The sequence below is a fragment of the Paenibacillus algicola genome, from assembly GCF_005577435.1.
GTDB classification, from domain to species: Bacteria; Bacillota; Bacilli; order Paenibacillales; family Paenibacillaceae; genus Paenibacillus_AQ; species Paenibacillus_AQ algicola.
Genome location: NZ_CP040396.1, coordinates 2702246 through 2715158, shown reverse-complemented (window position 1 = coordinate 2715158; position 12913 = coordinate 2702246). Strand labels below are relative to the sequence as shown.

The following is a 12913-nucleotide window of genomic DNA, read 5'->3' as shown; positions in this document are numbered from 1 at the left end:
TTGGCGGGCTGAACGGATAAGGAGGTGGGAACATGGCAGTACCTCAACGTAGAACGTCCAAAACACGTCGTGACAAGCGTCGTACTCACTTTAAGCTGGCTGTGCCAGGCATGGTGAAATGCGAGCAGTGCGGAGAATTGAAATTGGCTCACCGCGTATGCAAAGTGTGTGGAACGTACAAAGCTAGAGAGATTATCAAACAATAGTTTTATTACAAGTAGTACTTCATCTATGGTGAGGTGCTATTTTTTTTGTCCGGTGTTCTCTTTCTTTTTAGGGGGACATCCTTTATACTTAATCTTAGTACCAGGTTCTAAATATAGCGGAATGCATGCAGCATCCGCTGAAATATACTATATGGACGGCGCTATTGCGGCAGAAGGAGGCCGAAGCACCATGGAACGTCTTCCGAAGAAGGAACGCCACCAGTCGCTGATGAGAATGATCGAGGAGAACCCTTTTGTCACCGATCGGGAGCTGACACGGCAGCTGAAGGTGAGCATTCAGACGATACGGCTTGATCGGATGGAGCTGGGGATTCCGGAGCTGCGTGAACGGATGAAGCAGATGGCCGAGCACTCCTACGACCAGGTCAAGTCCCTGTCGCTGGAGGAGGTCATCGGAGACATTGTCGATTTGCAGCTGGACAAGAGCGGGATTTCGATTTTTGAGATTCGGGAGGAGCACGTATTCAGCAGAACGAAGATTGCCCGGGGACACAATGTATTCGCTCAGGCGAACTCGCTGGCGGTGGCTGTGATTAATGATGAGATTGCCCTGACGTCCTCTGCGGATATCCGGTTTCTGAGACAGGTGCGTCTGGGGGAGAAATGTATTGCCAAGGCATACGTACGAACCCATGCTGCTCAAAAGGCGAAGGTTGAGGTGTTCACCTACGTCGGTGACGAAATGGTTTTTCAAGGGAATTTTGTCGTCTACCGTTCGGCAGCCGAGTGACACTTTTCGAAGGAGGAAACCGCAAGTGAGAATTGCAATTGATGCCATGGGAGGAGACCACGCCCCGCACAGTAATGTAGAAGGAGCGCTGGCTGCTGCCCGGGAATGGAAGGATACTGAAATTGTTCTGGTCGGTAATGAGGCGGCCTTGACGCCGCTGCTGAAAGACCGCCCTTCAAATTTGCTTGTCCAGCCTGCCAGCGAGGTGATCGAGGCGGAGGATGAGCCGGTTCGCGCCGTCCGCCGCAAGAAGGATGCCTCGATGGTCGTTGCAGGGCGGATGGTCCATGAGGGACAAGCAGATGCAATGATTTCTGCCGGCAATACAGGAGCCTTGATGACAACCGGTCTGCTGGTTGTCGGCCGGATGGAGGGCATCGAGCGCCCTGCGCTCGCACCGATGATCCCGACCGTGGACGGCAAGGGAGTGCTTGCTCTGGATCTGGGAGCCAATATGGATGCCAAGCCGGAGCATTTGCAGCAATATGCCTTGATGGGAAGCCTGTATCGGGAAAAGGTACACGGATTGTCCCGGCCGCGGGTCGGACTGCTGAACATCGGCACCGAGGCGGGAAAAGGCAATGAGCTGACCAAGCATGCGTATCCGCTGCTGGAGTCGCTTTCGATTCATTTTGTAGGCAATGTGGAATCACGGGATATTATGAATGGCGTCTGTGATGTCATTGTGTGCGATGGCTTCGCCGGTAACATTATGCTGAAATCCATCGAAGGCACAGCAGGCACGCTGTTCTCGCTGCTGAAGGAGCAGTTTGGGCAGTCGCTGAAGACTAAGCTGGCCGCTGCTCTGATGATGCCGCAATTGCGGAATCTGAAATCTATGATGGATTACAAGGAGCATGGAGGCGCACCGCTGCTCGGTTTGAAGGGGCTTGTCGTGAAGGCCCATGGATCTTCTGATGCCAATGCTATCAAGAATGCTGTCCGGCAGGCCAGGTTTGCCGTTCAGAATCATCTCGTTCAGAGTATCTCAAGTGAAATCAGCAGGAAGTGAGTGAGAGTATGAATAACCAATTACGTCCGGTTGGCATTATCGGGGCCGGTAAATACGTACCGGAGAAAGTCCTGACCAATCAGGATCTGGAGAAGATGGTCGATACGTCGGATGAGTGGATTGTGTCCCGTACCGGAATCCGCGAACGCCATATCGCTGCTCCGGAGGAGGCAACGTCAGATCTGTCTTACCATGCTGCGGTCAAAGCGCTGGAGGCTGCGGGCATGTCCGGTGAGGAGTTGGACCTGATCATTGTGGCGACCATAACGCCGGATATGTTCTTCCCTTCTACAGCTTGTCTGCTGCAGGAGCGTCTTGGCGCGAAGAAAGCTGCGGCTTTTGATCTGTCGGCAGCCTGTTCGGGCTTTGTCTATGGCCTGGCGACAGCAGTAAACTTTTTGCAGACCGGCATGTACAAGAACGCCCTCGTTATTGGCGCAGACTGCCTGTCGCGGATCACAGATTATACCGACCGGAACACCTGCGTCCTGTTCGGCGACGGCGCGGGTGCCGTTGTCCTTGGCGAGGTACCGGAGGGACGAGGCTTCAAGGCCTTTGATCTTGGAGCGGAAGGTGCCGGGGGATCTCACCTGTACCTTGAAGGCGGCGGCTCACGCGTGCCGGCTTCATTGGAAAGCATTGAGGCCAAGAAGCATTCCATCTTCATGAATGGCCGGGAAGTGTTCAAGTTTGCTGTCCGTGTGATGGGCACAGCAACGGAGAAGGTGCTGGAGAAAGCCGGCGCGTCCAAAGAGGACGTGGATCTCTTTATCCCGCATCAGGCAAACATCCGGATTATTCAGTCAGCGATGGAGCGTTTGTCATTACCACCGGAAAAAGTAGTGATCAACGTGGACAAATATGCGAATACCTCTGCCGCTTCTGTTCCGCTCGCGCTTGTTGAAGCGCTGGAGGAGGGACGAATCCAGGAAGGCGATACTGTGCTTATGGTCGGCTTCGGTGGCGGCCTGACCTGGGGAGCAGCTGTCCTGAAATGGTGATCCCCTGTCGGGGGCAGTTACACCACATATCAAGGAGAGGAGCTTATCACTTGAATAAGATTGCATTTGTATTTCCCGGGCAGGGAGCCCAATCCGTCGGAATGGCGAAGGATGTCTATGATGCCATTCCGGCTTCAAAAGCGATTGTGGACAGTGCGGACCAGGAGCTCGGATGGAGCCTCAGCTCACTCATGTTTAACGGTCCGGAGGAACAGCTGAAGCAAACCGCGAACACACAGCCGGCACTTCTTACAGCAAGCATTGCTTATCTGGAGGGACTGCGCGAGCATGGCATTGTGCCTCATTATGTGGCTGGGCACAGCCTGGGCGAATACAGTGCCCTCGTTGCGGCCGGGGTTATGACCCTGCAGGATGCCGTCAAGGTGGTAAGAGCCCGGGGAGAATATATGGAAGCGGCTGTACCTGGGGGACAGGGAGCTATGGCTGCCGTGCTGGGTGCAGAGCGAGAAGGTCTCTCCTCTCTGTGCAGCAGCATTACGGCGGAAGGCTTTTCTGTAGAGCTGGCCAACGTGAACTGCCCGGGACAGATCGTCATCTCCGGTACCGCCGAGGGCGTAGCCGCTGCATCTGCCCGAATCAAGGAAGCTGGAGCCAAGCGCGCCATCCCGCTGGAGGTCAGCGGACCGTTTCACTCCTCTATGATGAAGGAGGCGTCAGAGCGTCTGGCTGGCAAGCTGGCAGACATCACGCTAGCGAAGCCGGAAATCCCTGTCGTGGCCAATGTTACAGCGCGGCCGGCGGACAGCGCCTCTCAAATCCGCAGTCTGCTGGTTGAGCAGGTATACTCTCCTGTGCTCTGGCATGACAGCGTGGAGTGGATGATCTCGCAGGGTGTGGATACATTTATCGAGATCGGTCCGGGCAATGTGCTGAGCGGTCTGATTAAGAAGATTGACAAGAATGTCAAGCTGATAAATATTAACAGCTTGGCTAGCCTGCAGGAGCTTGAAGCGAAGGTTTAGGGATGTCGGTTGGCTTGTAGCTTTAGACAGGCTCTAGTGGCTCTGTATTTGAGAAAAGGAGGTGTTAGGATGAAACGAATGTTAGAAGGGCAAACGTCACTGGTCACCGGCGGTTCCCGTGGAATCGGCCGCAGTATTGCACTTGCGCTCGCCGAACAGGGCGTGAATGTAGCGGTAAACTATTCCGGTAACCAGGCTGCAGCGGAGCAGGTCGCCGAGGAGATTCGCGCCAAAGGCGTGGAGGCGCTCGTGCTGAAGGGCAATGTCGGCGTCAGCGGCGAAGCGGAAGAGCTTGTGAAGCAGGTGCTGTCTGCCTGGGGGAGGATAGATATCCTCGTCAACAATGCAGGCATCACGAGAGACAACCTCATCATGCGTATGAAGGAAGAGGAGTTTGATCAGGTCATTGAAACGAACCTGAAGGGAGTATTCAATTGTCTGAAGGCTGTCACTCGTCCTATGATGAAGCAGCGCTCCGGAAGAATTATCAACATCTCCTCTGTAGTAGGTGCCTTAGGGAATCCGGGGCAGTCGAACTATGTTGCAGCCAAGGCCGGTGTGATCGGTCTGACCAAGTCTGCGGCTAGGGAATTGGCTTCCCGCGGTATTACGGTCAATGCGGTAGCCCCCGGCTTTATCGATACCGATATGACGCGGGAGCTGCCGGAGGAGATGCGCCAGAAGCTGTTGAACGATATTCCGCTGGCTCGCTTGGGACAGCCGGAAGAGATCGCTTCGATCGTAGTGTTCCTGGCTTCTGCCGGTGCTTCCTACATGACGGGACAGACCCTTCATGTGGACGGCGGAATGTATATGTAACGACCCTGTCAGCTATGATGAATAGCGGGGGCTTGGACAGCCCATGAATTCACAGGGCTTCTATGGTAATTTGAAGTCATATCTCGTATAATGTCCAAAGAGGAGGTGAGCCGGATGTCCGATGTATTAGAACGCGTGAAACGCATCGTTGTCGACCGCCTGGGTGCTGACGAAGCCGACGTTACACTAGAAGCATCTTTCAAAGATGACCTTGGAGCTGATTCTCTCGACGTAGTAGAATTGGTTATGGAATTGGAAGATGAGTTTGATATGGAGATCTCTGATGAAGATGCGGAGAAAATTACAACCGTAGGTGAAGTTGTGAAGTACATACAATCTCATACCTAAGGAATCAATTGGGTCCCGTTCTTTTGGATGAAAGGCGGGACTTCTCCTCATTCTCAGACTTTTTAAAACTCCACTCATGCTTGATGCATGCAGCACATGAAAGATTATTACTGCAGCCCTTCCGATTGCGGAAGTGCAGTCTATATAGAGGTGATCTGTTTTGAAACAGAGAGTAGTAATTACAGGTATGGGCGTTATGACCTCATTGGGTCAGGACCTGGATACCTTCTGGAACAGCCTGATGGAAGGGAAATCCGGTATTTCGGTGGTAGAGGCTTTTGATGTCAGCGACTATCCAACGCAGATTGCGGCGTCGGTGAAGGATTTCAACCCTGAGGATTATATGGACCGGAAGGAAGCGCGGAAGATGGACCGGTTCGTGCAGTTTGCGGTAGCTGCCGGCTCCAAGGCGCTGGAGGACAGCGGCATTGTGATCGGCGAGAATGCAGAAGCGGAGCGCGTAGGCGTGTCGATCGGCTCCGGCATTGGCGGCCTAGGCACCTGGGAGGATCAGCATAATGTCCTGCTGGAGAAGGGTCCGAAGCGGGTTAGCCCGTTCTTTATCCCGATGATGATCGCTAATATGGCGTCCGGCCAGATGTCAATCAACCTGGGTGCCAAGGGGCCGAATACGACGCAGGTTACGGCCTGCGCTACAGGCACGCACTCGATCGGGGACTCTATGCGTATGATCCAGCGGGGAGACGCAGATGTCATGGTGTGCGGCGGTGCTGAAGCGACAATCCGTCCTACCGGCATGGCAGGCTTCTGCTCCATGAGAGCGATGTCGACACGCAATGAGGAGCCGGAGAAAGCCAGCCGACCGTTTGATACGGGCCGTGACGGCTTTGTTATGGGCGAAGGAGCCGGTGTGCTGATTCTGGAATCGCTGGAGCATGCGGAGAAGCGCGGCGCCAAGATTTATGCAGAAGTGATTGGCTATGGCTTGAGCGCTGATGCTCACCATATCACGGAGCCGAATCCGGAAGGTGCGGCACGCTGTATGAACATGGCGATCCGTGACGCAGGCATTGCGCCAGAGCAGGTGGATTACATCAATGCGCACGGAACGTCTACGCCGGTCGGTGACCGCTCGGAAACGCTGGCGGTTAAGAAGGCGTTCGGTGATCATGCGTACAAGCTGGCGGTCAGCTCTACGAAGTCCATGACCGGGCATCTGCTGGGCGCAGCCGGCGGCGTGGAAGCGGTCATTTGTGCACTGAGCCTGACTCATCAGACCATTGCGCCGACGATCAATCTGGAGGATCAGGATCCGGAATGTGATCTGGATTATGTTCCAAACCATCCAAGACCAAGCGACCTGGACGTAGTCATGTCCAACTCCTTTGGATTCGGGGGCCATAACGCCACCATTATTCTTAAAAAATTCAGTAAGTAAGGGGACAGTGCGTTGAGTGGAGATCTGAAGCAGTTACAGCATAAACTCCAGATCCGGTTTCGTAACGGCACGCTGCTGAAGCAAGCCTTTACCCACGCCTCGTATGTCAATGAACACCGGTTCACCCAGAATCAGGACAATGAACGGCTTGAATTTCTGGGTGATGCCGTGCTTGAGCTCACGGTCAGTGAATTTTTGTACAATCAGTATCCGGATCGGCCGGAGGGCGAATTAACCAAGCTGAGGGCGGCTATTGTATGTGAGCCTTCGCTGGTCAAATTTGCCGAGAAGCTGGATTTCGGCCGGTACGTACTGCTGGGCAAAGGCGAGGAAATGACGGGCGGCAGAACCCGCCCGGCTCTGCTCGCGGATGTGTTCGAATCCTTTGTGGGAGCGCTCTATCTGGATCAGGGCCTGGAAGCCGTCAGTGTTTTTTTGAATGATCATGTATTTCCTTCCATTACGCTAAACGGACGCCCGCAGATGAGCGATTACAAGACCGAGCTGCAGGAATTGACACAGCATCACGGCATGGGAACACTGGAATACCGGATTGTAGAGGAGCGGGGACCTGCGCATGAGCGGGAGTTTGTCTCTGAGGTACACATGGGAAGCGAATGTCTTGGACGAGGCAGCGGACGCTCCAAGAAGGAAGCAGAGCAGCAGGCTGCAGCGGTCGCGTTAAAGCGCATCCGAGCCACTGAGGCCTAGCAGCGGTCCTTGCGGACAAACAAAGAGCAAAGAGCAGTCGCGCGAATCATTGGTAAGAGAGAGGCGACGACTGTTTTTTGCTCTTTTTCGTTGTCTGGGAACAAGCAAAGACAGGGGATCGCAGGTGAAGAAAGATCGGGGTATGGTACAATAACGTTTGAGGTGATAGGGAAGATATGTTCTTGAAAAGAATCGAGTTAGCGGGCTTTAAATCGTTTGCCGATAAGACGGAGATGGATTTTGTCCGGGGCATTACCGCGGTCGTTGGACCGAACGGCAGCGGTAAAAGCAATATATCCGATGGGATTCGCTGGGTTCTCGGAGAACAGAGTGCGAAATCGCTTCGGGGCGGAAAGATGGAGGACATCATTTTTGCCGGAAGTGATGCTCGTAAAGCGGTCAATTATGGGGAGGTATCTTTAACCCTGGATAATGCTGACCATGTGCTTCCGCTCGACTTCAGCGAGGTGACAGTGACCCGGCGGGTCCACCGCAGCGGCGATAGTGAATATCTGATTAATCGCCAGCCCTGCCGGCTGAAGGATATTACCGAGCTGTTTATGGATACGGGAATTGGCAAGGAAGCGTATTCCATCATTGGCCAGGGCCGGATTGAAGAGATTTTAAGCACCCGCTCGGAGGATCGCAGAGGGATTTTTGAAGAAGCCTCGGGCATTGTCAAATATAAATCACGCAAGAAGGAATCGGTGCGCAAGCTGGATGAAACCGAGCAGAACCTGCTTCGAATTCATGACCTGGTGACCGAGCTGGAGGATCAGATTGGTCCGCTGAAGGAACAGTCCGCGAAGGCTATGCGATACAAAGAGCTGAAGGAACAGCTCAAATATAAAGAGATTTCTCTGTATGTGTACCAGATCGAACAGATTCATACCGCCTGGAGTGAGGCAGGAGAGAAGCTGGAGCTGCTGAAGCAGGAGCAGCTGTCTCTGTCAACGGTTGTCTCGGCCCATGATGCGAAGCTGGAGAGCGACCGTCTGGCCTTAAAGCAGCTGGAGGAGGAGGTCGAAGGCATTCAATCCCAGCTGCTCCAGTTCAGTCAATCCTATGAGAAGAGCGAAGGCTATGCAGAGGTGCTGAAGGAACGGCGCCGGAATCTCGAGCGTACTAAGGAGCAGCTCACTAGCAGTGTGGATCAAGGAGACTCCCGCCTCAGTGAGCGTCAGGCCGAGCTGGTGTTCATGGAGGAGAAGCTGAAGTCGCTGCACCAGGAGCTTTCCCAGCTTCGGGACAGCCTCTCTGCCGAAGAAGCCAAGCTCGTGGGGGTTAACGGAGGTATCAGTCAGCAGCAGGAGGAGAGCCTGAAGGGCAGCCTGCTGGAGCTGATGAACCAAATGGCACAGGCTCGCAATGAAATCCGGTACGCAGATCAGCGAATGGAAGCGCTGGAGAAGCGAATGAGCCGGGCGCAGGAGGAATCCGGAAAATGGGATGAGCAGAAGGAACAGCTGCTTCAGCGCAAAGAAGACATTGAGCGCAGCATCGAGCGCTGTGCGAAGGAGATTGCGGAGCTTCGGGGCGGCTACATATCGGAGAGCGAGAGATACCACTCGCTGAAGAAGCTGGTGGACGAAAGTCAGCAGGCGCTCCGTAAATGGGAGCAGAAGCGGGAGGCCCAAATCGCAAGACGCGATACTATGCAGGAGATGCAGGATGACTTTGACGGGTTTATGCTCGGCGTCAAGGAGGTTCTCAAGGCCGCGCGCAAGTCGGCACTATTGGGTGTTCATGGGGCAGTTGCGGAGCTGATCACAGTGCCGGAGAAGCTGGAGCTTGCCATGGAAACAGCACTGGGAGTTTCCGTACAGCATATCGTAATGGAAAATGAAGCCGTGTCGCGCCAGGCGATCCAGTTTCTAAAGCAGCGTCAGCTGGGGCGGGCCACCTTCCTTCCTTTGGACGTCATCCGTCCAAGGCAGGTATCCTCTCAGGACCGGTCGCTGGCTGAAGGTGAGCAGGGCTTTGTAGGCTTTGGCTCAGAGCTTGTAAAGTTTGACCCCGCATATAGCAGCATTGTTGGCAGCCTGCTGGGCAATGTGGTCATTGCTGAAACGCTGGAGCAGGCGAACAAGATTGCCGCCAGGTTTCATTACAGATACCGGGTGGTTACCCTGGAGGGAGATGTGGTCAACGCCGGGGGCTCCATGACCGGGGGCAGTCACCACAAGAAAAGCAATAATTTACTGGGTCGTAAACGCCAGCTGGATAGTCTGGATCAGGAAATCCAGGAGTCAGAGGCTCAGCTGTCCAAGCTTCGCCAAGGCATTGACAAGGTGCGGCGGCAGATGACTGAGGCTCAGGAGAAACTCGACCAGCTGCGTCGTGACGGAGATGAGCGGCGTCTGGAAGAGCAGCAGGCTGCAAGTGACCGAAAGCAGCTGGAGCATGAGCTGCGCCATGTTCTGGAGCAGGCCGAGCTCGCGGGCCAGGAGAAGAGCGGCCAGGAGCAGGAAGCGAAGGAGATCGGAGACGCCCGGGAGCGGGCAGTCAAGCTGCTGGCTGAGCTGGAGGAGAAAGAAAAACAGACGCACCAGGCGATCCAGGCAGCGGCGTTCGCCCGCAAAGCGAATGAATCCGCCAAGGAGGAGCTGCAGGGCAGTCTGACTTCTATGAAGGTTCGCGAGGGCAAGCTCGACCAGGAAATCTTCTCACTGGAGGAGAGCTTCAAGCGCCTGAGGTCCGATGTCAGCAACCATGGCCGGGAGCATCGCCAAAACCGGGAAATGCTAACCTCTGTAACCGCTGAGCTGGAGCAAAATGCGCTAGAAAGTGTGAAGCAAACCGAGAATCTGAACCACTACCGCTTGAAGAAGGAAGAAGCGGCAGAGCAGCTGGAGTTTAAGCGGGCTTCAAGGGCGCAGCTGAGCCAGAAGCTGGAGCTGGCCGAGAATGAGACCCGGGAGCAGCGCAATCAGCTGAAGTTTGTAGAGGACCAGCTGAGACAGACGGAAATCGGTGTAAACCGGCTGGATGTGGAGCTGGAGAACATTTTGAAAAAGCTGAGTGATGATTATGAGCTCAGCTATGAGCTGGCGAAGCAGCGTTATGCGGTGCCGGAGGATGTTCCCGCTGTTCAGCTGGAGGTACGGGAGCTGAAGCGGGACATTTCCTCGCTGGGCGAAGTCAATCTCGGTGCGATCGAGGAATACCAGCGGGTGAATGAACGTTATCAGTTCCTGCATGAACAGAAGGAGGATCTCATTGAGGCCAAGACTACGCTCTACCAGGTCATCAAGGAAATGGATGATGAGATGTCCCGGCGCTTCAAAACGACATTCGATGCGATCCGCAAGGAATTCGTCACGGTCTTCGCGAAGCTGTTCGGCGGCGGGCGAGCTGATCTCATTCTGATGGACCCGGAGCGGATGCTGGAAACCGGCATCGACATTGTGGCCCAGCCACCCGGCAAGAAGCTGCAGAACCTTCAGCTGCTCTCCGGCGGTGAGCGGGCTTTGACAGCCATGGCGCTTCTGTTCTCGATCCTCCAGGTCAAGCCGGTGCCATTTTGCGTACTGGATGAGGTGGAAGCAGCGCTGGATGAGGCGAATGTGGTCCGCTTTGCACGTTATCTCCGTGAATTCTCGGAGCAAACTCAATTTATCGTAGTTACGCACCGCAAGGGAACGATGGAGGAGGCGGACGTGCTGTACGGTGTCACGATGGAGGAGGGCGGCGTTTCGAAGCTCGTCTCCGTCAAGCTGGAAAATGAAGAAGCAGTGATTGCTTGACCTGGACAAACAAAAGTACAAATTTTAGGTTGAAGGAGCTGGAACCGTCTGTCTTTGATGTGTTCAGGGCGGTCAGCGGCTTTCACGTAACTTACAGACACGGAGGGAAACCATGAGCTTTTTCAAAAAACTGAAAGAAAGCATCTCCAGCAAAACGGAAAGCGTCACGAAGCAGTTCCGCGACGGCCTGGAGAAAACCCGTAAAGGACTGGTCGAGAAGGTATCTGACCTCGTCATTCGCCGCAAAAAAATAGATGAGGAATTTTACGAGGAGCTGGAAGAAATCCTCATTGGTGCTGACGTTGGCGTCTCAACTGTCATGGAGCTGATGGATGAACTGCGGGCCGAGGTGAAGAAACGCCGCATTGAGGACGCTGCTGATCTGCAGCCGGTGCTGTCCGAGAAATTAATGGGGCTGCTGCGCGGCGACGACAATAACGAGCTGCGGATGAATCCGGATGGAATTACGGTCATCCTGTTCGTCGGCGTCAACGGTGTCGGCAAGACGACAACCATCGGCAAGCTGGCCCACCGCTTCAAGCAGGAGGGCAAGAGGGTCGTACTCGCCGCAGGGGATACCTTCCGCGCAGGTGCCATTGAGCAGCTGGAGGTGTGGGGCCAGCGTGTCGGCGTTGAGGTGATCAAGCAGCAGGCGGGGTCTGATCCCGCGGCGGTCATGTATGATGCCGTGCAGGCTGCCAAGCAGCGCAAAGCGGACGTGCTGCTCTGCGACACTGCCGGCCGGCTGCAGAACAAGAGCAATCTGATGGATGAGCTGAACAAAATCTTCCGGGTCATTCAGCGTGAAATTCCGAGTGCTCCTCATGAAGTGCTGATGGTGCTGGACGCTACTACGGGCCAGAACGCGCTGAGTCAAGCGAAGCTGTTCGGAGAGAAGAGCGGTGTGACCGGACTCGTGCTGACGAAGCTGGACGGGACAGCGAAGGGCGGTATTGTCGTCGCAATCCGCCAGGAGCTGAACCTGCCGGTGAAGCTGGTCGGTCTCGGTGAGAAGGCCGATGATCTCCAGACCTTTGACTCGGAGCAATTCGTACATGCCCTGTTTGCAGGCTTGATCAAGGAAGAAGCACAGGATGAGCCGATCTAGCGTATTCCTGCAAGAAGCTGCAGTCATCAGAGGATCGTCCGCCGGGCAGCTTGCTGGAAAGTGACCGGGGAACCCCTTATAATGAAACCATCGAGCTTTGATGAAAGGACTGTAGATATGGCGAATACGCATACTTATCCCCGCCGTGAAGAAATTGCGAACGCGATTACTCACGGGATCGGGGCCGCGCTCAGTGTAGCTGCCCTGGTGCTGCTGATTGTGTTTTCCAGCCTGAAGGGAAATGCCTGGCATGTCGTCAGCTTCACCATTTACGGCACTACGATGCTGCTGCTGTACATGAATTCAACGCTGGTGCACAGCTTCAAGGAAGGAAAGGCGAAGGATATCTTCGAGTTTCTGGATCATTCCTCCATCTATTTGTTTATTGCCGGAACCTACACGCCCTTCCTGCTGGTTGCCATCCGCGGACCGCTGGGCTGGAGCCTGTTCGGCATTATTTGGGGAATTGCGCTGTTCGGCTGCATTTTCAAAGCCTTCTTCGTCAAAAAGTTTCTGTTCATGTCCACTGTATTTTACGTCGCAATGGGCTGGCTTATTGTTATAGCCTGGGCTCCGCTGAATGCGGTTGTGGCGCAGCAGGGCATGAACCTGCTCGTGGGCGGCGGCGTGCTGTATACGCTGGGGACGATCTTTTATGTATGGAGAGGCTTTCCGTTTCACCACGCGATCTGGCATTTGTTTGTCCTGGCCGGGAGCGTGCTGCATTTCTTTGCCGTACTGCTTTATCTGCTGCCGATTTCCTAATGCTGATGCCTGAAAAAAAACCAAGAGGATGACAAGGAACTTTGCTTGACATCCTTCTTGGTTT

12 protein-coding genes are annotated in these 12913 nt (G+C 54.6%); all 12 read left to right on the top strand.

The window, feature by feature from the left end; genetic code table 11:
* The first annotated feature begins 32 nt into the window (after positions 1-32).
* The 12 genes from rpmF (at position 33) to trhA (ending at position 12849) form a co-directional block, all read left to right on the top strand.
* Positions 33-206 carry a 50S ribosomal protein L32 gene (gene rpmF / locus E6C60_RS12595; RefSeq protein ID WP_006211382.1) on the top strand — a complete coding sequence of 58 codons (174 nt, stop codon included), beginning with the start codon at positions 33-35 and terminating at the stop codon, positions 204-206.
* Between the two features lie 190 nt (positions 207-396).
* Complete coding sequence (fapR, locus tag E6C60_RS12590; RefSeq protein WP_138226164.1) at positions 397-957, top strand: transcription factor FapR; 561 nt, start codon at positions 397-399, stop codon at positions 955-957.
* Between the two features lie 25 nt (positions 958-982).
* A complete protein-coding gene (gene plsX, locus E6C60_RS12585) occupies positions 983-1969 on the top strand; it encodes a phosphate acyltransferase PlsX (RefSeq protein ID WP_138226163.1) in 987 nt (328 codons plus the stop codon).
* Between the two features lie 8 nt (positions 1970-1977).
* Positions 1978-2970, top strand: coding sequence for a beta-ketoacyl-ACP synthase III (locus tag E6C60_RS12580; protein WP_138226162.1), 993 nt, complete (start codon positions 1978-1980; stop codon positions 2968-2970).
* Positions 2971-3020: 50 nt separating this feature from the next.
* Complete coding sequence (fabD, locus tag E6C60_RS12575; RefSeq protein ID WP_138226161.1) at positions 3021-3953, top strand: ACP S-malonyltransferase; 933 nt, start codon at positions 3021-3023, stop codon at positions 3951-3953.
* 69 nt (positions 3954-4022) lie between these two features.
* Positions 4023-4772, top strand: a complete 750-nt coding sequence (gene fabG, locus E6C60_RS12570) for a 3-oxoacyl-[acyl-carrier-protein] reductase (RefSeq protein WP_138226160.1) — start codon at positions 4023-4025, stop codon at positions 4770-4772.
* 114 nt (positions 4773-4886) lie between these two features.
* A complete protein-coding gene (acpP, locus tag E6C60_RS12565) occupies positions 4887-5120 on the top strand; it encodes an acyl carrier protein (RefSeq protein ID WP_046677908.1) in 234 nt (77 codons plus the stop codon).
* A gap of 160 nt (positions 5121-5280) precedes the next feature.
* Positions 5281-6519, top strand: coding sequence for a beta-ketoacyl-ACP synthase II (fabF, locus tag E6C60_RS12560; RefSeq protein ID WP_138226159.1), 1239 nt, complete (start codon positions 5281-5283; stop codon positions 6517-6519).
* 12 nt (positions 6520-6531) lie between these two features.
* On the top strand, positions 6532-7230 hold the full coding sequence (gene rnc, locus E6C60_RS12555) for a ribonuclease III (protein ID WP_138226158.1): 699 nt from the start codon (positions 6532-6534) through the stop codon (positions 7228-7230).
* Between the two features lie 176 nt (positions 7231-7406).
* Positions 7407-10976 carry a chromosome segregation protein SMC gene (gene smc, locus E6C60_RS12550; RefSeq protein WP_138226157.1) on the top strand — a complete coding sequence of 1190 codons (3570 nt, stop codon included), beginning with the start codon at positions 7407-7409 and terminating at the stop codon, positions 10974-10976.
* 112 nt (positions 10977-11088) lie between these two features.
* Complete coding sequence (gene ftsY / locus E6C60_RS12545; protein ID WP_138226156.1) at positions 11089-12084, top strand: signal recognition particle-docking protein FtsY; 996 nt, start codon at positions 11089-11091, stop codon at positions 12082-12084.
* Positions 12085-12201: 117 nt separating this feature from the next.
* Entirely contained in the window at positions 12202-12849 is a 648-nt protein-coding gene (trhA, locus tag E6C60_RS12540; RefSeq protein ID WP_138227789.1) for a PAQR family membrane homeostasis protein TrhA, read from the top strand.
* Positions 12850-12913 lie beyond the last annotated feature (64 nt).

Coding starts and splice junctions, on each gene's coding strand:
- fapR (WP_138226164.1), top strand. CDS start 397: ATGGAACGTCTTCCGAAGAAGGAACGCCACCAGTCGCTGATGAGAATG.
- E6C60_RS12580 (WP_138226162.1), top strand. CDS start 1,978: ATGAATAACCAATTACGTCCGGTTGGCATTATCGGGGCCGGTAAATAC.
- fabG (WP_138226160.1), top strand. CDS start 4,023: ATGAAACGAATGTTAGAAGGGCAAACGTCACTGGTCACCGGCGGTTCC.
- rpmF (WP_006211382.1), top strand. CDS start 33: ATGGCAGTACCTCAACGTAGAACGTCCAAAACACGTCGTGACAAGCGT.
- acpP (WP_046677908.1), top strand. CDS start 4,887: ATGTCCGATGTATTAGAACGCGTGAAACGCATCGTTGTCGACCGCCTG.
- trhA (WP_138227789.1), top strand. CDS start 12,202: ATGGCGAATACGCATACTTATCCCCGCCGTGAAGAAATTGCGAACGCG.
- smc (WP_138226157.1), top strand. CDS start 7,407: ATGTTCTTGAAAAGAATCGAGTTAGCGGGCTTTAAATCGTTTGCCGAT.
- ftsY (WP_138226156.1), top strand. CDS start 11,089: ATGAGCTTTTTCAAAAAACTGAAAGAAAGCATCTCCAGCAAAACGGAA.